The 21,332-nt window shown below is 68.0% G+C and carries 15 protein-coding genes and 4 pseudogenes; 11 read left to right on the forward strand and 8 right to left on the reverse strand.

The genetic code is table 11. The annotated features are described in order from the left end of the window. Window positions 1-476: 476 nt before the first annotated feature. Window positions 477-2,432 (reverse strand): ABC transporter ATP-binding protein, encoded by a 1,956-nt coding sequence (locus RKD23_RS37730; RefSeq protein ID WP_424858427.1) that lies wholly within the window; start codon window positions 2,430-2,432, stop codon window positions 477-479. A 914-nt stretch (window positions 2,433-3,346) separates the two neighbouring features. On the opposite strand from RKD23_RS37730, the gene RKD23_RS37735 reads away from it, so the two are divergent. The 6 genes and pseudogenes from RKD23_RS37735 (at window position 3,347) to RKD23_RS37760 (ending at window position 8,548) form a co-directional block, all read left to right on the forward strand. After that, window positions 3,347-4,372, forward strand: a complete 1,026-nt coding sequence (locus tag RKD23_RS37735; protein ID WP_424857858.1) for a beta-ketoacyl-ACP synthase III — start codon at window positions 3,347-3,349, stop codon at window positions 4,370-4,372. A gap of 74 nt (window positions 4,373-4,446) precedes the next feature. Continuing rightward, window positions 4,447-4,689: an acyl carrier protein gene (locus tag RKD23_RS37740; RefSeq protein ID WP_424857859.1), complete on the forward strand. Its 243-nt coding sequence runs from the start codon at window positions 4,447-4,449 to the stop codon at window positions 4,687-4,689. After that, the gene (locus RKD23_RS37745) at window positions 4,689-5,909 is read left to right on the forward strand and encodes a beta-ketoacyl-[acyl-carrier-protein] synthase family protein (protein ID WP_424857860.1); all 1,221 of its coding nucleotides are present in this window, start codon (window positions 4,689-4,691) and stop codon (window positions 5,907-5,909) included. The genes RKD23_RS37740 and RKD23_RS37745 overlap by 1 nt, the downstream gene beginning before the upstream one ends. Before the next feature lie 41 nt (window positions 5,910-5,950). Further along, window positions 5,951-6,529: pseudogene (locus RKD23_RS37750) on the forward strand (transposase family protein). A gap of 280 nt (window positions 6,530-6,809) precedes the next feature. Then, window positions 6,810-7,529: an esterase/lipase family protein gene (locus RKD23_RS37755; RefSeq protein ID WP_424857861.1), complete on the forward strand. Its 720-nt coding sequence runs from the start codon at window positions 6,810-6,812 to the stop codon at window positions 7,527-7,529. Window positions 7,530-8,119: 590 nt separating this feature from the next. Further along, window positions 8,120-8,548 (forward strand): hypothetical protein, encoded by a 429-nt coding sequence (locus RKD23_RS37760; protein WP_424857862.1) that lies wholly within the window; start codon window positions 8,120-8,122, stop codon window positions 8,546-8,548. Here the strand turns inward: RKD23_RS37760 and RKD23_RS37765 are convergent. Beyond that, window positions 8,523-9,116 (reverse strand): TetR/AcrR family transcriptional regulator, encoded by a 594-nt coding sequence (locus tag RKD23_RS37765; protein WP_424857863.1) that lies wholly within the window; start codon window positions 9,114-9,116, stop codon window positions 8,523-8,525. The genes RKD23_RS37760 and RKD23_RS37765 overlap by 26 nt on opposite strands. Before the next feature lie 121 nt (window positions 9,117-9,237). Here RKD23_RS37765 and RKD23_RS37770 point away from each other — a divergent pair, with 121 nt between their 5' ends. From RKD23_RS37770 to RKD23_RS37780, 3 genes are all read left to right on the forward strand, one after another. Continuing rightward, window positions 9,238-9,885: a peroxiredoxin-like family protein gene (locus RKD23_RS37770; protein WP_424857864.1), complete on the forward strand. Its 648-nt coding sequence runs from the start codon at window positions 9,238-9,240 to the stop codon at window positions 9,883-9,885. A 225-nt stretch (window positions 9,886-10,110) separates the two neighbouring features. Further along, window positions 10,111-10,674 (forward strand): TetR/AcrR family transcriptional regulator, encoded by a 564-nt coding sequence (locus RKD23_RS37775; RefSeq protein ID WP_424857865.1) that lies wholly within the window; start codon window positions 10,111-10,113, stop codon window positions 10,672-10,674. 57 nt (window positions 10,675-10,731) lie between these two features. After that, entirely contained in the window at window positions 10,732-11,019 is a 288-nt protein-coding gene (locus RKD23_RS37780; protein WP_424857866.1) for a YciI family protein, read from the forward strand. Between the two features lie 124 nt (window positions 11,020-11,143). Here the strand turns inward: RKD23_RS37780 and RKD23_RS37785 are convergent, their stop codons facing one another. The 3 genes and pseudogenes from RKD23_RS37785 to RKD23_RS37795 all read right to left on the reverse strand — a co-directional run bounded on the left by RKD23_RS37785 (window position 11,144) and on the right by RKD23_RS37795 (window position 14,555). Further along, entirely contained in the window at window positions 11,144-11,695 is a 552-nt protein-coding gene (locus tag RKD23_RS37785) for a hypothetical protein (protein ID WP_424857867.1), read from the reverse strand. Window positions 11,696-11,942: 247 nt separating this feature from the next. Continuing rightward, window positions 11,943-12,308, reverse strand: a complete 366-nt coding sequence (locus tag RKD23_RS37790; protein WP_424857868.1) for a hypothetical protein — start codon at window positions 12,306-12,308, stop codon at window positions 11,943-11,945. Window positions 12,309-12,878: 570 nt separating this feature from the next. Next, window positions 12,879-14,555: pseudogene (locus RKD23_RS37795) on the reverse strand (DUF885 domain-containing protein). Between the two features lie 372 nt (window positions 14,556-14,927). On the opposite strand from RKD23_RS37795, the gene RKD23_RS37800 reads away from it, so the two are divergent. Both RKD23_RS37800 and RKD23_RS37805 read left to right on the forward strand, forming a co-directional pair. After that, window positions 14,928-15,398, forward strand: a complete 471-nt coding sequence (locus RKD23_RS37800) for a PHP domain-containing protein (RefSeq protein WP_424857869.1) — start codon at window positions 14,928-14,930, stop codon at window positions 15,396-15,398. Between the two features lie 428 nt (window positions 15,399-15,826). Beyond that, window positions 15,827-17,599 (forward strand): annotated as a pseudogene (locus RKD23_RS37805) (S8 family serine peptidase). 152 nt (window positions 17,600-17,751) lie between these two features. On the opposite strand, the pseudogene RKD23_RS37810 reads toward RKD23_RS37805, so the two are convergent. The 3 genes and pseudogenes from RKD23_RS37810 to RKD23_RS37820 all read right to left on the reverse strand — a co-directional run. Then, window positions 17,752-18,057 (reverse strand): annotated as a pseudogene (locus tag RKD23_RS37810) (transposase family protein); the annotation flags it as partial. Window positions 18,058-18,165: 108 nt separating this feature from the next. After that, on the reverse strand, window positions 18,166-19,962 hold the full coding sequence (locus RKD23_RS37815; RefSeq protein ID WP_424858428.1) for an acyl-CoA dehydrogenase: 1,797 nt from the start codon (window positions 19,960-19,962) through the stop codon (window positions 18,166-18,168). A 660-nt stretch (window positions 19,963-20,622) separates the two neighbouring features. Continuing rightward, complete coding sequence (locus RKD23_RS37820; RefSeq protein WP_424857870.1) at window positions 20,623-21,222, reverse strand: TetR/AcrR family transcriptional regulator; 600 nt, start codon at window positions 21,220-21,222, stop codon at window positions 20,623-20,625. Window positions 21,223-21,332: the final 110 nt, after the last annotated feature.

Here is a 21,332-nt window from a genome sequence, read left to right on the forward strand (position 1 = left end):
ATTACTCAAGAACTTTGCCGGTGATATGAACACTCGATAGAGTGAATCAACTGGTCCGGGTGGCCCGCCGCCACTGCATAAGAACTCGCACGCCTTCATGAAATCCCGGATGATGGCTCCACGGTGGCGCCTCTGGAAACAAGCCCTCGGTTCCGGATGGCAGTCCAAAAACAAAAAGGAGACATCACATGCCCCCAATCCTGCTGCCCTTCATGCTGGGCGTAACGACGGCGCCGCTCACGAAGCGTGCGATGGCGTCAGTGGCGCGAGGCGCCATCAAGGGCTCCGTAAGGCTGGCCAAGGGTGTCCAGGACCTTTCTCAGCAGTCATGGAACGAGGTGCGCAGCACTGCCGCCGAGGCAAAAGCCGACAGTGGCGCTGTAGCGAGCTAGTGTTCCACCGGGTTCCTGGCGCACTCGGCGTGACCACACACCGCGGAAACTGTTCCGCGGTGTGTGGTCACGCGTGCCCGGAAATCAGCACGGCTCGCGGCAGGAATCGTCGTCACTCCTTCGACTGCCTGCCTGGAGATTCCACAGGGTCGCGTACGTGCCACCGCCGCTCAGCAGCTCTTCGTGTCTGCCCTGTTCGACCACTGTCCCTCCGGGGCCCAGGACGTAAATCCGGTGGGCGTCCCGCACGGTGGAAAGACGATGCGCGATGACCACCATGGTGCGGTTCACACTGAACGTCCGAAGCGCGCGCTGAATGGCAGCCTCGGTCTCGTTGTCCACGGCTGAGGTGGCCTCGTCGAGGATCACGACGGGGGGATCGCGCAGAATCGTGCGGGCCAAGGCGATGCGCTGCCGCTGGCCACCGGAGAGTGCCGCCCCGTGCTCGCCCACCATGCTGTGGTAACCGTCCGGGAGCGCGGCGATGAAGGAGTCGGCGCCCGCGGCGCGCGCTGCAGCCACCAGTTGCTCCTCACTGGCGTCGAAGGTCCCGTAACGGATGTTGTCCGCAATCGTGGCGTCGAACAGGAACGGCTCCTGGGAGACGTAGCCGATGGCGCTGCGCAGATCCGCCAGCGGAAGGTCGCTCACGTCGATGTCGTCGAGGAGCACGCGACCGCTGTCGGGATGACGGAATCGCAGCAGCAGTTTGGCGATGGTGGTCTTTCCCGCTCCGGTCGTGCCGACGATAGCGGTGACCTTGCGAGGGGCGATGAGTAGCGAACTCTTCCGGAGCGTCGCTGCCCGGCCGGGGTAGGCGAAGGTCACCTGCTGCAGGTCCATCTTGCCTTCGACCTGGTCGGTCTCCAGCCTCCTGGTCGGAGTGTCAGGTTCAGGGGGCAGATCCTGCAGGTACTGGACCCGCCCGACAGCCATCAAGGTCCGCTGATACTGGTCGATGATGACACTGAGCTGAGTAAGCTTCCACAATGCGTGAGCCGGCATCTCGGCCAGCGGCCCGAACACACTCATCGGTAGTTGCTCATTGAGTACGGCTCGACCACCCAGATACAGGGTGGCGACCATGCCCGCAATACCACCCATCCGTACGATCTGCGCTTGGGCCGCCGTGGCACGTCCCGCCTCAAGGCTTGCCGTCATGTAATCCCGGCTGAGTGCCGCCACGCGCTCACTTTCGTATTCCTCGGTACGTGAGGATTTCACCGTGGTGTACGCATGCAGGTTGTCGCTCATCCGGCTGTTCAGCAATTCCCGCTGCTTCGCGGAGACGGCGCGTCGCGCCATCGCGCGTTCGTGGATGCGGAAGCACAGCCAGGTGACGACTGGGATCGGCGCGAAGGCAACCCACGCAAGCTGCGGGGCCAGCAGAAGGTACAGCGGAACGAGGACGGCGAAACTGGTGGCCAGCTGCACGGCCTCGTGCAGGGATGAACTGACAAAGGTACTCAGTTGGTTGATGTCCTCGGTCAGCATCGAGGTGACGCGGCTGATGCGTTCATTCTCCAGATCCGCCTGTGCCAGGCGCTGCACATGGGAGTAGGTACGAGTCCGCCAGTCGTCCTCGACCGTCTGCCCGAGGCTGTGCCACGAGGTGACCGCGGCGTACTCCATCACCAGTCTGAAGGCGCAGACCAGTACTGCTGTGCCGACGAGCGTGGACAGTTGGGCGGCACTGGCGGCAGCGAAGCCCGAGGTCACACCTCGGGCCACCACGACCACGGCCATCGAGCCCAGTGCGAGCGCCGTGGTCTCCCCCAACTGGGACAGGACGGACAGCGAGGTCGCCGTGGCGAACTTCCTCTTGTGTCCGGCCATGACGCGTCGGAGCGGGTGCCGGTCCGACGGAGTCCCGGCTGTGCGTTTCTCACGGTCGGACTTGCGCCACGCCTGCCGCACCACAGCCGTCGTCGCGCCCGCGGCAAGTCCCAGACTGACCAGTGGACGAGACAGGAGACCGATGAGGAACGGTCCGCCGCCCAGAGCAGTGGTGGCGAGAATTCCCCCGGCCGCGAGCACCATCAGCACCTGGCGCCCAGGGTTCCCCTCGGCTTCAACGGCGGGCTGTAGCGACCGTGTTCCTGGGGCCGTGCGGAGCTGGTGGGCCCCGGGCGCATGCGCCTCGGGCAGCCTCGGGTCACGGGGACCGGACGGGGGGAGGGCCAGGGACGTACGCAGGTCCGTGAGGGCTCTCCTGACAGCAACGCCCAGCAACCGTGCGGCCTGTCGCGGGCTCTTGGCCCTGTCGTGCCGGAACAGCACCCGCCCCGTGACGGGGTTGGCCCGCACATGCTCGATGCCCGGAGTCCGTCCGAGTTCGGTCTCGACGAGCCGCGCGAGAGCGGGCCTTCCGCGCACGGCGCCCACAGCCCAGCGTTGCCGGCCGGGAACCACGGAGAGCGGACGCAGGAAGTCAGGGTGCCGCTGCGTAATTCCGACGGCTCCCGGCTCCATGAGCAACGGCATTTCTTACAACCACCAGTCGAGGTCGGGACTCTTGTCAGGCGCAGCAGGGGAGGATTCCACGGGAGAGAGGAAGTCGCCTTGCTCCGGTTCGGTGAAGTCCTGAAGGAGCGGAAGGGAGGGAGAGACGGCGCTCTCCTCATTTCCCCAGCTGGTAGAGGTGTCTGCCGCAGAGCCTTTCGTTCACTCTCGACGAGCGCCAGCCGACACGCCGCCCCACACTGCGGACGCGAGCGCCGAGGGACCGCAGATGTGATTGTCGATGAGCGCCAAGGGCCGCCGCACACCTGGAAATTGGTTCTTCATGTTATCGAAGAAACCGCTCACCTCCGCAGGGATTTCACCTCTGACGGGGCGTGACATTTTGCGTCCTTTATGTTTCATTGCATGGCATGCCGGTGTGACCTGTAAAGGGGGTTTCTTTGGTGCTTTCTGCTCGGGATTCGACTGTCGCTGGACGCGCCCCGTCAAGGGTGAACCCGGCGGGCGGCCCCTCTGCGGTTCTCACCGGTCTCGGCACTTGTCTGCCCGACACTGTGGTCACCAACCACGAGCTCGCCTCTGCCCTGGACACCTCCGACACCTGGATCCGCAGCCGCACGGGCATCCATCGCAGACACCTCGTGGATCCGGGGACAGCCACCAGTGACCTCGCCGTCGAGGCCGGCGCGCGTGCACTGAAGTCCAGTGGCCGATCAAGCGTGGACTGTGTCGTGCTGGCCACCACCACACCGGACCACCCATGCCCGGCCACCGCACCCCAGGTTGCCGCCCGCCTCGGCCTGTCCGGCGTCCCCGCCTTCGACGTGTCCGCGGTGTGCACAGGCTTCCTGTACGGCATGGCCGCGGCCCAAGGGCTCATCGCGGCGGGCACAGCCGAGCGGGTGCTGCTGATTGCCTCCGAGACGTTCTCCCGCCTCATCGACCCCACCGACCGCACCACCGCCCCCATCTTCGGGGACGGTGCGGGCGCGGTGGTCCTGCGTGCAGGGACCCCTGACGAAGCCGGTGCGGTCGGCACGACCGTCCTGGGCAGCGACGGTGACCGAGCAGACCTGATCGTCGTCGACGCAGGAGGATCGCGCCAACGCACTTCCCGCCGCAGGGCCGACCACTTCCTGCGCATGGACGGACCACAGCTGTTCCGTCAGGCCGTCGAACGGATGGCACAGGCGACGTCCGAGGCGCTGCACCTGGCGAACTGGCAGATCCGCGACCTCGACCGCCTGCTCACCCATCAGGCCAACGCCCGCATCACGGCAGCTGTTGCCGAGCGATTGCACCTCCCCGCGGACCGCTGCCCCTCGAACATCGCCCAGATCGGCAATACGGCCGGCGCCTCCTTGCCTCTCCTGCTGGCCCATGCCGTACGGACAGGACAGCTCCACCCCGGCCATCGCGTCGCTCTCGCCGCCTTCGGCGCCGGCCTCACCTGGGGATCCACCACCCTGTGCTGGCCCGAACTGACCGTCCTCGAAGACATGCAACCCCAGCCCTGACGCCGCACTCATCCGCCGGTGTCCGAGCTGCCCCCCCACCCACGGCAACCACCTTTCGAAAGGACCAACTCTCCATGGACGACGGGCTGTTCTGCCGACTGCGCGAGATCCTTTCCCAGAAGCTCAACATTCCTGCCGAGGAGATCACGCCAACCGCTTCCTTCGGCGAGATGGACCTCGACTCGCTGGCCGTCGTCGAGTTCTCGCTCGCTCTGGAGACCGAGTTCGGTGTCAAGGTCAGTGACAGCGAACTCCTGGCGGATCCCACCATGCCCGGTGTCGCCGAGCTCCTGCAGCGCCGGGGCGCCACCGTCTGATGCCCAGCCGCGACGTAGCCGTCACTGGGCTGGGTCTCGTCACCCCTGCAGGGATCGGCGTGGAGAGCACGTGGTCGACCGTCCTCTCCGGGCGGTCGACCACGACTCTTGACCCTGTCCTGGCCGGAAATCCCGTACAAATCTCCTGCCGGGTACCGGGCTTCGACCCGGCCGCCCATCTCGGCGCCCGCCGGGCGCACCGGCTCGACCCCTTCGTCCAGTACGCGATCGTGGCAACACGCGAAGCCTTGACGGATGCTCGGCTGTCCCCCGGCGAATGGGAATCCGCCCGCGTCGGCGTCGTCCTCGGTTGCGCCCTGGGCGGCACGGCCACCTTCGAGAAGGAGCACCGCAGCCATCTGGACCACGGGCCCGAGCGAGTCTCACCGCTCGTGTTGCCGATGCACCTGTCGAACATGCTCTCCGGACAGATCGGCATCGAGTTCGGTGCCCGGGGTCCCAACCTCGTGGTCTCCACGGCATGTGCGTCGGCAACCACCGCCATCGGGCTGGCGCGCGACCTCCTCCTGCTCGACCGGTGCGACGTCGTCATCACCGGCGGCAGCGAGGCATGTCTCACCCCCCTGGTCATGGCGGGCTTTGCGCAGATGGGAGCCCTGTCCCGGCGCAATCACGACCCGGCTTCGGCATCCCGGCCGTTCGACGAGGACCGCGACGGGTTCGTGGGCGGAGAGGGCGCTGGGATCCTTGTTCTGGAAAGGACTCGGGACGCAGCGGCCCGTCGCGTTCCCGTCCGCGCGCGCGTTGTCGGCTACGGCGCCAGTGCCGACGCCCACCACATGACCGCCTCGCATCCCGAGGGCCGTGGCATTCGCGCCGCTCTTGGCTCGGCACTGGCAGACGCGGATGCGGCTCCGCGCGAGATCGACCACGTCAATGCGCACGGCACCTCGACGCCGATGAACGACGCCATCGAAGCGGCAGCCCTCAGCAGCATGCTGCCGCACCGCCCTTGGGTCACTTCCACGAAAGGAGTCACTGGCCATCTGTTCGGCGCGGCCGGCGGGGTCGAAGCCGCACTCACGATCCTGACCATGGTGCACGGGGAGGTGCCACCGACCGCGAACCTCGCTCGCCTCGACCCCGCAGTCGACCTGGCCGTCCCCCAGAAGGCCACACCGGCACAGGTCCGACTGGCCGTCAGTACGTCGGTCGGCTTCGGCGGGCAGAACGCCGCGCTGGTCCTGGCGTCCGGCTGAACGCCAACGGCGACAGCAACCGTGCTCAGAGCGGCGGCTGCATGAGATCGACATTTCTGCTCATCGCCACCCGTGAGGGTGACCGCCACTGCAAGCTCCCGCCGCATCAGCGTGTTCTCGTCGCCCTGATCCACCTTCACCGGCACGACACGCTCACGCAGATCGCCGCCGGCTTCGGCACGTCCGTCGGCACCGCCCTGTCCCGGCGGGCACCCGGCCTGCTGCGGGTTCTGCGGGAGACCGATCCAGATCACGTCCTCTCGTGGATTCCGCGGGCAGGCTGCTGTGGATCTCGCCCGCACTGCCCGGCCGCACCCACTGACCTGACCGCGGCCCGCACTCACCGCATCATCAGGGTCTGCGAACGCCAGGGCATCCCCATCCTCGCCGACCGCGCCTACACCGGCGTCGGCTCCTAGGCGACTACGCCGATCAGAAGACTCCCACGCCAGGAGCTCACCGCGACCCAGCGGACGATCGACCGGGCACGAGCACCGGTCGAAGGAAGCATCGCGATGCTGAAGTCCTGGCGCATCTTCCGACGAGCTCGCTGCAGCCCCAACCGCATGACCGTCATCGCCGCCGCCGTCCTCACCGGCGACTCTCAAAGCGCTCAGTGACTCACATCGACCGCCAGGACGAGCCGCCGTCGGCTGCCTCGGGCCGACGGAGCACCACCAACGCCCGCCTCAGGAGGCCGACAGGGGCAACGCTTGGGGGAATCCGGAGCACGTCCTCGAACGCGTACGATCAGGCGACACGGAGGGTAACTTATTGACGCGATCAAACTACTCTCAGTAATGTTCCAGGCGTCGCAGGTTCTCTGCCGGCACTAGCGCGATACCGGTTCTCCACGTCCGTCGCGCAGGCACCCCCCTCTCTGCTCGTGATCGAGGTCCCGTGAAGAAACACCTGTGGGCCGCCCTGGGCCCGGCCGCCCTGCTCGCTTTGGCGGCATCCACCCCCGCGGCAGCCGCTCAACCAACCAGCGATGCTCCCACCAACCCCATTCTGTTCGTGCACGGTTGGGGCGGCACCGGCGCCAGGTGGGACACGATGGTCGATTGGTTCAAGGGCGACGGCTGGCCCGATGCCTACCTCCACCAGTGGACGTACGACTACCACCAGACCAACCTGACGACGGCGAAGGGCATTGCCGCCGAGGTGGACAAACTGCTCGCGGCCACCGGAGCGAGCCAGGTCGACATCGTCAGCCACTCCATGGGCGGAGTGTCCTCGCGGTGGTACCTCAAGTACCTCGGCGGCTCCAGCAAGGTCGAATCCTGGGTGTCCCTGGGCGGCCCCAACCACGGTACGGAGAATGCCGATAAGTGCTCCGATGTCTCGTGCTCCGAGATCCGCATCGGCTCGGATTTCCTGACCGCACTCAACTCCGGCGACGAGACCCCGGGAACCCCCCGCTACGCCACCTGGTGGTCGGCCTGCGACACCGTCGTAAACCCGCGGACCAGCGTCCTACTCGCCGGTGCCCACAACACCCAGGCCGGCTGCCTCGACCACCTCGGGCTGCTCTCGGACTGGACGGTCTACGAACAGACCAGGGACTGGATCGAGCCCTGGCGTAACCCTGCTCGCGCGCGCGTCAACAACGCCGCATGAACCCTCACGGCAGCCGGCCCGCGCCAGGTCCATGTGGTGGTGGCCTCTGGGGGAGTTCATACATGTTCAGCGCCACGCTGATGGCGTGGTGCACGTAGCTGCCGAGAAGGTCAGATTGTCGCTGTCGTACACAGGAGGACTGCCGTACTCCGCGATGCGGTCGGCTGCGGCGCGGGCAGCGGTCTTCGCTTCCGCGCGGCGGCCCGTGCGGGCGGAAGAGACCTGTCGGCTCTCGCGGCAGCGGGGGTGTATCTCGTGCCAGGGGCGAACCGAGACGTGAGCCTGGGCGGCATGGAGCCAGTGGACGCCGTCTGGACCACGAGCTCCGTGCTGGTCCGAAGGGGTGTCCCTCACTGAGGGGCGCCCCTTCCGCACGGCGCCTGTCTCACGTCGATTCGGCTGTGTCGAGTTGGGGATCATTGCGTGTGGGCCAGGCGTGGACCAGATTCCCGCCGGCGAGATGTGGTGTGACCAGTGCCTTTACTGGACTGCGCGCAGGCTGCCACGGTTTCCCGTCGGTCTGCCGGCCGGGCGGCGCTGAAACAGCGGGGGCTCATAGTGGATGAGCGAGAACCTGGATGTTGTCCCGGGTGGTCAGCAACGCCCCGCCAACGTCCGTGCAGCGCGCAGAGCAGATCCGTACGCTCAAAGTCGCCCGCGCCGCATCGGCCCGCCATCTGCCGGCCGTTCTCAAAGCCGCCGCGGAGACCGCCCCACGAGCCGCAGTCAACCCGCAATGCCTTCAACGCCACTGTGACCTCAAAGCACAAGTGGAGACAGTCCGCGCGCGCCTCGCCCAAGACAGGCCGCGAGCGGCGGCAGCAGCGACCGCCCGCAAGGAGGCTGCCCTCGAAGTCGAGAACCGCATGCTCCTGGAACAGAACGCCGCCCTGCAAAAGACCCTTCACGAAGTCCAGAACAGGCTGCGCGCGCTGCGCGCCCACGAACTGGACGCCCGCTCGCTGCGCGACACGCAGCCGGTGTTCGGGCCGGTCACTGGCCGCGTGTCACTGCGGTGATCGCCGCCGCGGCGGTCGCCTGGAGCTGCTGGGCGTCCGCTCCGGCGCGAGAGCGAAGGTTTACGCCGTGGGCGACGAGAGCCAGGATGTCGGCCGCGGAGCCGGGGTCGACGCCTTCGGCGAGTTGCTGCCGGCGCTGGGCCGAGCGGAGCGCGGAGTGCAGGGCGTCGCGCAGCCGCTGGTGCTGGCGGTCGAGGAGGGCCCGTACCTGGAGGTCGTTGTTCTCGGTGCCGGCGTGCGCGTTGGAGACCATGCAGCCCCACTGGGCGTACTCGCCGGTGCAGCGCATCTCGATCAGGGCGGTGAAGAAGTCGTTGATGGCGGGCAGTCCGCGGTCGTCCTCTTCGAGGCGGTTGAGCGTCGGCCGTGAGCGGTTCTGGACGTAGCGTTCAAGGGCGGCACGGTACAGCTCCTGTTTGCCGCCGTAGGTCGCGTACAGGCTTGAGCGGTTGAGCCCGGTGGCGTTGACGATGTCCTGGATCCCTGTGCTGGCGACGCCCTGACGCCAGAACAGGCGCACCACCGTGTCCAGGGTCGCGTCCGGGTCGAAGTGCTTGACGTCCGGCATGCCGCATCATCCCGTCATCTTGAACTGATGATTCCAAGATACCGCTTCGCCCATTGACGTGGAGTGCACTTCAATCGCTATCTTGAAACGAACGTTCCAAGATGATCTCGCGAGGAGACCCATGAGTGTCAACGCCGAACTGCGCGCCTTCTTCGACAGCCGTCAGGAGCAGATCCCCGCCGACGTCCGTGCCGTCATGCAGCGCGCAGCACGGGAGCTCGCAGAGTCCGGCCAGGCGGACGAGGCTCTGACCGTGGGCGGCAAGGCGCCGTCCTTCACGCTCCTCTCGGCCACCGGGCGGACCGTCGTACTCGACGATCTGCTCGCGGACGGCCCGGTGGTGCTGACCTTCTACCGCGGAGCCTGGTGCCCCTACTGCAACATCGCCCTGCGCTCCCTGCAGCAGCACCACGACGCCATCACCGCCCGCGGCGCGCGCCTGGTCGCCGTCTCGCCACAGGTCCCCGACGAGTCGCTGTCGCACGCGGAGAAGAACGAGCTGGCCTTCGATGTGCTCAGCGACCTGGGCTGCGAGACCGCCAAGCAGTTCGGCCTCGCCTTCGACCTGCCCGACGACCTCGCGGCCGTCTACGCCGACCTCGGCATCGACCTCCACCGCTCCAACGGCGGCCACGCACGCACCCTGCCGATCCCTGCGACCTACGTCATCGACCGGTACGGCACTATCCGCTGGGCCTTCGTCAACTCCGACTACACCGCTCGCGCCGAACCGGCCGACATCCTCGCCGCACTCGACAACCTCGACTGAGAGCCCATCAGTTGCCGGTCAAGCAGGCGGGCGCTCCGGGAGGAGCCCGCCCGCCCCGCTTCACGGCCTCGAACCGCCAGAGGAGCGGCAGGCGCAGCTCGACGCTGCCGACCATTACGCCCTGCGGCTGCGGGCATTGCCTCTCTAGGTCAGGTGTCCTAGAGTTTCGACATCCGCCTAGGACGCTCGTCCTAGGCGTGGGCGAGCGTCATGAGGTGGATGCTGGTGGGCACGCGCGAGCAGATCGTGGACGCCGCGAATCGACTGTTCTATGAGCAGGGGTTCGAGCGGACGTCGTTCGCGGCGATCGGCGAGGCGGTCGGGATCTCCCGCGGGAACTTCTACTACCATTTCAAGACCAAGGACGAGATCCTCGAAGCGGTGATCCAGGCCCGTCTGGCCAGCACGCGGCAGATGCTGGCCGAGTGGAGCGACGGTGCAACCGGCCCGCTGGAGCGGGTGCGGCGGTTCGTCGAGATCGTCATCACCAACCAGGGCGACATCGAGAACTACGGTTGCCCGGTCGGGACGCTCACCAACGAGCTGGCCAAGCTGGGTCACCCCTCCCGCGGGCACGCGGTCGGCGTGTTCGAGGTCTTCCGCAGCTGGCTGCGCGAGCAATTCGAAGAACTCGGGCGAGCGGCGGACGCCGACGACCTCGCCCTGCATGTCCTGACCTTCAGCCAGGGCGTTGCCACCCTGTCGAACGCCTTCCACGACCGCGCCTTCGTGCAACGCGAGGTCGACCGGCTCAACACCTGGCTGACCGGGCAGTTCACCACCCCCTGATCAGGCGCCTTTCGCGCCGAACCGTTCACTTCACCGACATCCGACAAGGAGATCGACGTGTACGTCGTCCTGCTTCGCTTCTCCGCCAACAAGGCACAGGCGTCCGAGCACATGGCCGCACATCAGGACTGGATCCGCCGCGGTATGGACGACGGTGTCTTCCTCCTGGTGGGCAGCATTCGTCCCGGGCAGGGCGGCGCTATCCTCTCGACCGGTCCCACCCCCGACGAGCTTCATGCCCGTGTCGCCGAGGACCCTTTCGTCGCTCACGATGTCGTTACCGCGGAGGTCATCGAGATCGATCCGAACCTGACCGACCCTCGTCTGTCCTTCCTGGTCAACTGAACCGACCGGCACACCACCCGTAGGCTTCGTCCTCACCTCCGCTGAACGCCGGCCCGGCTGCGGCCGGGCGACCCCGCGGACCGTGAAGTTGCTCCCGAACGGCACGGTGTTCAACGGGAAAGGGTCACAGCCGCGGCCAGGCGGGCTTCGGGGGCCTCTGTCCGGTCGTGCCACCTCTCGTGAGAGCCACGTGATGGTCGGCGGGTGTGTGGGCCCGGGTGGTCTCGGCAACGGCGCGGACCATGGCGTCACGCTGTGTGGTGAGCCTGGTGGCCAGGGCGGATCGGACGCTGCGGTCGGGGTCGGCGGCCGTCGCCAGAACATAGACGGCGTCGATGCGGATGGTGCGGTCGGTGTCGTCGAGGGGCGCCAGGAGTGCGGGGGTGCCGGCGGTGATCGCGGACCGGGCGGCGGCCACCGACCAGCCGGCCGCGGAGCCGCTCCATTCGACACCGTAGTCGTCGTACTCGGGGGAGTTGCGCCGAGGATCGCTGCGGTGGAGAAGGAGTTCCTCGCGGGAGGCGACGCCGAAGTACCTGGCGCGGGCCGGGTGGGAGAGCACGTCGAGCGCCGCTGCACGGTTCGGGTGGTGGGCATCGGTGGCGATGGGGATCAGGAACGGTACGGCGAGGGCGGCGGCGGCCCGATTGTCGTTGGCACACAGGCCCCGCAGCACGTCCGTCGCGCGGGGAGCGCGACCGTCGTCGGTGCGCAGCAGGTGAACGGCCTGCCGGGCTCGGTCCCCGTGGGGGAAGTTCCCCCCACGGGACAGCGTCGAGGGGCAGCCCGCGCCGGCTGCCGGGCAGGATGCCGGCCACCGCCGCGCGCACGTGGAACTCGCCCCCGCGAACAAGGCCTTGGGCCACCCGGAACGCTCACGGGCCATCCATCCCGCTCAGTCACAGCAACTGTGACTGAGCGCTTCAGTTGGCGGGTCGGTTTGCGGAAACCAGCCACCGCCAGCGTTGACGCTCCATGACGAGGGTGGCGGCGGCCAACAGGGTCACGGGGACCGCTGCCCAGGCGGGCCAGGCCAGCCATGAGGAGACCACGGCCGCGGCGAGTTGGAGCAGCACCAGCAGGATCGTCACCCAGCCCGGCACCGCGATGATCACGTTGGTCTTGTCCCCCGGAGTGGAGAACAACGTCGGAAGGCCGATCAGGGCCACCACGGACAGAGCGGCGAGCAGCCATGAGTGGCCGGCCAGGGCCCAGGGGGTGGCCACCCAGGCGACGAGTTCCGTCGCAAAGCGCAGGGCGGACCCGATGCGGTTGTCTGGTCGTCTCAAGGTCGTTGCCCCACCAGCAGCGTCGGTCACCTGCGGACGATCTCACGGCGCGCGGCCGACTGCCAGGGGTTTGGGCCGCCGTCGCTGCCATGGCTTCCCATATGTCCCGTACGACTCGGGACGCACAGACACTGAGTGCTTCAGTTGGCGACGCCCGGCAGCTGAAGCGCTCAGTCACAGCTGTGACTGTGCACCGTAGATGGCCAGAGTTTTCGCGCTACTTGGCCAACAGGCCGGCAACTCGTTGACCAGGACGAAGAGGCGGGGCCGCGGTACGGCTTCGCCGAGCGGTAGCACCGCAGCTGCTCCGGGAGCGTGGCACGCCGGGTGCTGGCCGAGTGGGGTGCTCAGTGAGCCTGGACACGACAGTTGGAACCGGTTCGGCGGGGTGAGCTGGTGGTTTCCGGTCGATGGGACACGGTTGTTGATACCGAGTGGTTGACAGTCTCCTTGGCACCAGGTCCGGAGATCCGATGTTCTTGCCAGTGGCGAAGCGGTGGCAGACGGGGAGCGAACAGCCCCGTTCTGGACGAGGGGATTGTCGCGGGACGGGGGCCGTTGCTGCTGGTTCTAGAGTGTGGCGAGTTGGTCGGCCAGGTCGTCGAGGCCGAGCGAGCCTTGGGCGAGTGCCTTCATGTGCCAGGTCTTGAGGTCGAACGCGGAGCCCTGGCGGCGCCGGGCGGCTTCACGCCCCCGCAGCCAGGCGCGTTCGCCGAGCTTGTAGCCGATGGCCTGGCCGGGCCAGCCGAGGTAGCGAACGATCTCGCTGTCGCGCAGTTCGGCGGGGCTGCCGTTGTACGTGGCCATGAACTCCGTGGCGAGCTCCGGAGTCCAGCGCTCGCCGGGGTGGAAGCCTGCGTCGGCGGGGATGGCCAGGCCCAGGTGCATGCCGATGTCGATGATCACCCGGATGGTGCGCAGCATCTGCTCGTCGAGGAAGCCGAGGCGGTGGGCGGGGTCGGTGAGGAAGCCCAGGTCGTCCATGAGACGTTCGGCGTACAGGGCCCAGCCCTCGGTGTTGGCGCTGACCATGCCCAGCGTGGTCTGGTAGCGGCTGAGCCGGTCGGCGAGGCTGACCCACTGGGCGAGTTGCAGGTGATGACCGGGTACGCCTTCGTGATACCAGACGCTGACGAGCTGCCAGGTCGGGAACGTGTCGCGTCCGAGGGTAGGCAGGTAGGTGCGGCCCGGTCGGCTGAAGTCCAGGCTGGGACCGGAGTAGTACGGCGATGCGGCGCTGCCGGCCGGCGCGATCCGGGACTCCACCCGGCGTAGAGGGCCGGAGATGTCGAAGTGGGTGCCGTCGAGGGCAGTGATCGCCTGGTCCATGAGCTGCTGCAGCCAGTCGCGGATCGCTTCCTCGCCCTCGATCGCGTGGCCGTGCCGTTCCAGGTGATCCATGGTCTCCAAGACTCCCGCCCCGGGCAGCGCACGTTCGGCCTCAGTGCGCATCTCGGCCGCCGTGCGGTGGAACTCGCTCCAGGCCCACGCGTGGGCCTCGTCCAGGTCGAGATCGGCGCCGGTGTGGTGGCGCACGGCGAGCTGGTAGCGCTCCCGCCCGACGGCGTCGGGGGTGCCGACGGTGGCCGGCGCATAGGCGTCACGCAGCCAGTCGCGGAACCCGGCTACGGCAGCGGTGGCGCGCAAGGCGGCGCCGTCGAGTTCGCTACGCAGCCGCTCGGGGCCGGGGGCAACGAAGTCGGCGAATCACCCCGGGCTCCCGGCGTCTTCGCCGGTCCAGGCGGTGAGCTGGTCGATGACCGCGGCTGCCTGGCGGGGCGCGGCGAGCAGCCGGCGGGATATTCCCTCAGTGAGCGTCGCTTGGTACCCGTCGAGCGCGGCTGGCAGGTTGCGCAGCCGCCCGGCCACCGCGGCCCAGTCGTCGTTGGTGGTGGTCGGCATGAAGGTGAAGATGTCCCGCACGTGGTGAACGTGCGCGCCGATGTTGCGCAGCTGGCGGAAGTTCTCGCCGGAGTCGTGCATGGCCAGCTCGGCGGTGAGGCGTTCGCGGAGCAGCCGCGCGCACGACCGGTCGGTGGGATCCTCGCTGGTGGGAACGGCGGCGAGCGCGGTCAGGGTGCGTCGGGCGATGCCAGCGAGCGCTTCGAACCCCTCCGGGGAGAGGTCCGGCTGCCGGTCGTCGCCCGGGTGCAAGCCCAGCCAGGCGGCCTCCAACGGGTCGTGCGCGGCCACCTGGTCGAGGTGGCGGTCGGCGATGGTACGAGCGGTGATCGTTTCGTCTGCCATGCCGCCATCCTGGCGTAGCTACCTTCGGCCGCCCGACGTACCCGGCTGGCACTTCCTTGCGTGATCAGGTTCGAACTACCACGTGACGGCTCACCCAGACTGGCCAGGTAGCGTGGAAATGTTGGCCATCAACCCTGCAGAGTGGCCATCTATCGTGCAGAGTCACAACAGCAACCAGGTTGGCTGACGCACGGTGGCCGAGACGCGCATGTTCGATCTTTCGTTCGGTGTAGTCGGGAGGGTGGCCGCACCAACTAGTGGTGATTTAGAGGCTTTTAGTCGGGAGGTCGCGTTGCGCGTGGGTGGGTGTCACACCTGCATGTAACGAGTGGGTTTTCGGCCTGCATCGGTGCCTTGCACCCGCATGATCTCGTGGCCCGGGCCGCCGAGCGGGGGTTCGGGACTCTCGCGCTGACCGACCGCGACATGGTCACCGGCACCGTCCGCTTCGCGACGGCCGTAGCTGATGCCGGTGTGAAGCCGGTGTTCGGCGTGGACCTCGGTGTTGCCGCACGCACCGCCAGGGCCGCGGGGGCGCCGCCGCACCTCGGTACGCGGCGGCGCGCACGTCGCGCAGGCCGACTTCCGTGCCACGTTCCTGGCGCAGGATGCGGCCGGGTGGGGCCGGCTGTGCCGGATGGTGTCCCTCCGCGCACGCCGCGGCCTTCCGTGCCGGCACCCCCGTCGCGGCATCGTGGGAGATGCTCACCGAACGCGCGGGCGGGGGCCCGGTGGCCCCGCTCGGCCCGGCGTCGGAGCCGCTGCGGGCACTCACCGCCGGCCGTGCGGGACCTTGCCCGTGCAGCTGCTCGGACCGTGCGACAGGCGGTCGGCGACGGCTAGCGGCTGGAGGTCGCGTGCTGGGGCCTGCCTGGCGCCGGCCCCGGTTCCGTCCGCCTGGCCGCCCCTCTCCAGCTCGGCCGGCGACCGGCAACACGGGATGGAGCCGTCCGAAGCGGGCCCGACCGTGACCCCGTCCCGCCCCCGACCTCCGCCGCGACCGCCGTGCCGGTGCCCACGCACCACCCCGAGAGCGGGACGGCGTACTGGTCTGCCACCTTCCTCGGCCGGCCGCATGCTCCGTACTTGCACCTATAGTCGTTATTCGGCCACCGATATACGAACTCCGTTGCTGTAAAAGGCCCTTCCATAATCGGCCGCGTACATGACATCTTGCGTCCATCACTTGTTTCGTACGACCCGGCCTGACCACCGGGTCTTCGGAGGACGCATTGATACCCCACAGATCCAGCCGACGTCGACGTACCCTCGTGCTGGCCGCCACGCTCGGCGCGACGCTCGCCTTGGGAGCCCCGGCCGCGCTCGCCGACACCGACCCCGTCTCCCCCTTGGGCACCGCCGCCTCCGCCCCCGCGGCAGCGCCCCGGGCCGCGACCCCCGCCTCCTCGAGTGCGACCTGGGTCGCCGGTACCCGCGCCTACCTCGTGATCACTGCCCCGGGTGACACTACGGCGGTCCGCAACGCCGTGACCGCCAACGGCGGAACGGTCTTCCAGTACTACGACGCGATCGGGGTGATCACCGCCCACTCCGCGTCCGCGTCCTTCGCCACCGCGATGCGCGCTGTGAGCGGGGTCCAGCAGGTCGGCGCCACCCGCACCTCCGACGTGCCGGCGGACGCCTACAACCCGGCGCTTCCCCCCAACCCGGCGCAGTCCACGACCCCTTCGGGCGAGCCGGTCCGTGCCGACATGACCCAGATCAAGGCCGACTAGGCCTGGGCCGTCACCACGGGTTCCGCCTCCGTCAAGGTCGGCATCCTGGACACCGGTGTGGACGATCAGCACCAGGACCTGGCGCCGAACTTCGACGCCGCTGACTCTGTGTCCTGCGCGTACGGCAAGCCGGACACGCGTACGGGCGCCTGGCGCGATGTCGGCACCCACGGCACGCACGTGGCCGGCACGGTCGCGGCCGCCAAGAACGGCAAGGGCGTCATCGGTGTGGCCCCGGGCGTGAAGATCGCCTCGGTGCGCATCGCCGAGCCCGGCAGCTCGCTCTTCTTCGCCGAGAACACCGTCTGCGGCTTCATGTGGGCCGGTGACCACGGCTTCAAGGTCACCAACAACAGCTACTACACCGACCCGTGGCAGTTCAACTGCCCGGACAACGCCGACCAGGCCGCGATCATCGAGGGCGTCAGGCGCGCCCAGGAGTACGCGGAAGGCAAGGGCTCGCTCCAGGTCGCGGCGGCCGGCAACTCCAACATCGACCTGGCCAACAAGACGACCGACACCGAGAGCCCGAACGACTCGACGCCGGTCACCCGCACCATCACCAACGCCTGCCTGGACATCCCGACCGAGCTGCCAGGCGTCGTCACGGTCTCGGCGATGGGTACCACAGCGAAGGCCTCGTACTCCAACTACGGCCTGAACGTCATCGACGTCACGGCCCCGGGCGGAGACACCACCGGCATCTACAGCACCCTGCCGGGCGGCAAGTACGGCTCCAAGAGCGGCACTTCGATGGCCTCGCCGCACGTCGCCGGTGTGGCGGCGCTGCTGGCCAGCACCAACCCCGGCATCACCCCGGCGCAGCTGCGCGACAAGCTGGCCACTCAGGCAAACGATGTCGCCTGCCCGTCGGACAGCCGCTGCAAGGGCACCACGGCCAAGAACGGCTTCTTCGGCGAGGGGCAGGTCGACGCCCTCAAGGCCGTCGGCAGCACCCCTCCGCCCGGCAAGTACTTCGAGAACACCGCGGACTTCGCCATCGGTGACAACACCACCGTGGAGAGCCCCATCACAGTCAGCGGGGTGACCGGCAACGCCTCGGCCACCCTCAAGGTCGGTGTGAACATCGTGCACACCTACATCGGCGACCTGAAGGTCGACCTGATCGCCCCGGACGGCACCGTCTACACGGTGCACAACCGCTCGGGCGGCAGCGCCGACAACATCAGCCAGGTCTACACCGTCAACGCCTCCTCCGAGGTTGCGGACGGCACCTGGAAGCTCCGGGTCAACGACAACGCCGGCGGCGACACCGGCAGGATCGACTCCTGGAACGTCACCTTCTAAGGGCGCACACCGCAGCATTCAGCGCTGGAGATCGCCGACTAGCCAGTCGAAGACGACAGTTCTGCTGAGAGGCCATCGGGGGAGCAGAGCCACTGCACCCCGATGGCCTTCGTCAGTTGAACGGACTTGCGCGACCACCACCTGGATGCTCCGCTGACGTTGTGCCTGTGGACGACCGATCCGGCCGTGGCGTGGGGGTGGCCGGAGTGACGGCGGCCGGGCTGGAGGGGCTGTGCTTCAAGGCCGTCGCCGCGCTGCCGGCAGTCGCGGAAGATCTTGTAGTTCTTCATGCGGGAGAACGTGTGCTCGACGCGGGACCTGCGATGCTGTGCGTTGTCCTCTTCCTCACCCCTCAGTAGCGGCCATCCGGGGCGTTTGCGGTGCGGGACGATCAGCCCGGTGTTGATGTACGCGCTGTCGCCGAGGACCGTAACGTCCCGACACCGCCCCTCCACTCCAACTACGCACCTGTCCGCGCAGGTTGGAAAACGCTCACGGTGGGGGCTGCGTTTCGCGCAGCGGCCCCAGCCCTGCCCCGGGATGCCTTCGACGCGGGGACGTCCGGGTCAGAACCATTCGGGTCGGCAGTCCGCCGCCGTGCGGTCGAGGCTGTCGAGGAGATCGAACTGGGGCCCGGTACGGGGCAGTTCGGTGTGGAAGAAGTAGCGGGCCGCCTGCCGCTTGCCCTCGTGGAAGGCGTCCGTGCCGTCGCCCAGCGCGAGGAACTGCTCCAGCCAGATCCAGGACAGCACCACGTGGCCGACGGCTTCCAGGTAGACGGAGGCGTTGGCCAGCGCGGTCCCGGGGTCCCCGGTCGACCACAGCCGGGCGGTGGTCCGCTCGACACGGGCCATGGCCTGTTCCAACCGCGCGGCCAGTTCGGCCGCTTCGCCGCCGGCTGCCGAGGCGCGGGCGGTGGTGGCTCCGAGAGTGTCGAGGAGGAGCCGCAGACCCGTGCCGCCGTTCATGACGACCTTGCGCCCGAGCAGGTCCAGTCCGTGGATGCCGTGGGTTCCCTCGTGGATGGGGTTGAGCCGGTTGTCCCGGTAGAACTGCTCGACGTTGTACTCCCGGGTGTAGCCGTAGCCGCCGTGCACCTGGATGGCGAGGTCGTTGGCGGCCAGGCACCACTGCGACGGCCAGCTCTTGGCGATGGGCGTGAGGACGTCCAGCAGCAGCCGGGCGCGGGCACGCTCGGGCTCCTGCTCGGCGGTGCGCTCCTCGTCGAGCAGACGGCTGCAGTACAGGACGAGCGCGAGGGCGCCCTCGACGTAGCTCTTCTGAGCCAGCAGCATCCTGCGTACGTCGGCGTGTTCGATGATGGGGACCTGCGGGGCGTTCGCGTCCTTGCCGGTCAGCGGGCGGCCCTGCGGGCGGGTGCGGGCGTAGTCGCGGGCGTGCAGGTAGCCGGTGTAGCCGAGCGCCATGGCGCCCTGGCCGACGCCGATGCGGGCCTCGTTCATCATGTGGAACATGTACGCGAGCCCATGATGGGCCTCACCGACGAGGTAGCCCACCGCACCCGGGGCGCCGCCCGGCGTGTGCCGGCCCTCGCCGAAGTTGAGCAGCGTGTTGGTGGTGCCGCGGTAGCCCATCTTGTGGTTCAGACCGGCCAGCACCACGTCGTTGCGCTCACCGAGAGTGCCGTCCGGCTCGACCAGGAACTTGGGCACGATGAACAGTGAGGTGCCCTTCACTCCCGCGGGACCGCCAGGGATCTTGGCCAGGACCAGGTGGACGATGTTCTCGCTGAGCTCGTGGTCACCGCCGGAGATCCACATCTTGGTCCCGGTGATCCGGTACGTCCCGTCGTCCTGCGGCACTGCCCGGGTCGTGATGTCGGCCAGCGAGGAGCCTGCCTGGGGCTCGGACAGGCACATGGTGCCGAAGAAGCGGCCCTCGACCATGGGTCGTGCGTAGGTGTCGATCTGCTCCTTGCTGCCGTGCGCCTGGAGCAGATTGGCGTTGCCGACAGTGAGGAACGGATACGCGGACGTGCCGACGTTGGCGGCCTGGAACCACGCCATGCAGGCGCCCGCGACCACCATGGGCAGCTGCTGTCCGCCGATCTCGTAGTCCATGGCCGCGCCGGTCAGGCCGGCCTCGGCGAAGACCCGCAGCGCCTCCTTCACCTCCGGGATGATGTGCACCCGCTCACCGTCGAAGCGGGGCTCCTCGGCGTCGCTCTTCTTGTTGTGCGGGGCGAAGTGCCGGGTGGCGATGGCCTCGCTGAGGTCCAGAACCGCGTCGAAGGTGTCCCGATCGTGGTCGGCGTAGCGGGCGCGGCTGGTCAGCGACGTGACGTCCAGCCAGTCGTGGAGCAGGAAGTCGAGGTCGCGACGCGAGAGCAGCAAGGAGTCCATGGTCATGTATCCGATCGGAAGGGCGGCAGAGCGGGATACTAAGCGGTCGCTCAGGTCCCGTCAATGGTGACGGCGGGGGAGGGTGGGGGCCTTGGAACGCCGACCGCTTCTCCTCCGCTGTCCTGGCTGGCTGGTGTGCCACGCTGGCCGTCGAGGAGGCGTGATGCGGTATGTGGGGCTGGGGGCGCTCATCGCGGTTGCTCTGGCTGTAGCGGTGAGTGGTGTGGTCGAGCTTCTCACTGGGTGGATCCATCCATGGGAGCGAGCTCGGGTCCTACGTCTTGTGCCTCATGGAATAGGTCAGGTGCTGACGGGGAGCGGCCTGTGCTGTTTCTTCAGTCTGATCGCCTTCGTCCCGTCAGGGAACGCCTTCCTTTCGCTCATGGCAGCGGGCGCTGGGCTCTTCCTCGCTGGAACCGTCCTGGTCGGCGTGTCCCGGTTTCCGTGACCGCTGACGCCGTTCAGGACCGGAGCCAGATGGCGGTGGCTGCGGCAGTGACTGTGCCGAGAAACACGTATCGCCGGGCGCCCTTTACTGGTCTCGATCGTGGTGAGTGTAGGGAAGCCGGGGTGGGCGGGGCACCAGGTTCTCCCTGCTGCGCTTGCGTCTCGACGTCGGACAACAAGGCCCCGGTCGAGGACTTCGGCGGAGGTCGACATTTAGTCCGGTACGTCCTCATCCGTTTCGGTCACGCCGAGCAGGGCGAGGCAGATGTGCAGCACGGTGTCCTCGAGGCCGGGGACCTCGTCGATGCTGCCTCGGCGTAGACAGCGGCAGACGGCTTCGTGTGTGGCGTCGGCGGCGGCGATGTAATGCGCATCGGGGACGCCGGGGTGACCGGGAAGTCTGGCGCGCCAGGCGCGCATCGACTCGGCGAACCAGGAACGGCACGCGTCCTGGTGCTCCTGTGCCCGGCCGCCGGCCGTCGCTGTCTCCAGGAGGAAGGCCTTGGCGAATTCCGGCTCTTCGGCGATCAGCCCGAGGTAGGCGCGGATCGAGGCGCGGAGCGTGGCGACAGGGGAGAGTGATTGCGCCGACGAATGTGCGAACGACGTTCGAAGCCACCTGATCATGAGCTCACGGCTTGTGTCGGCCGCGGCGATGAAGCACTCTTCCTTGTCCGCGAACAGATCGTAGAAAGTCTTGCGGGACACGCCCGCCCGTGAGATGACGTCGGCCACGGTCGTCGCGATGTAGCCCTTTTCGGCCACGACGACCGTCACCGCGTAGAGGAGCCGACGGCGCTGAGAGCCCGTCACGAACTCCTGTGTCAGCCCGTGTGGGCCCCTCGGAAGCTCCGTCTGATGCGGCTTCAGGAGGGGCCGGATCGAATCTGCCATAGCTGAGATGCATTCTGATACATGTGATG

The organism is Streptomyces sp. SAI-170 (assembly GCF_049739565.1).
GTDB lineage: Bacteria > Actinomycetota > Actinomycetes > Streptomycetales > Streptomycetaceae > Streptomyces.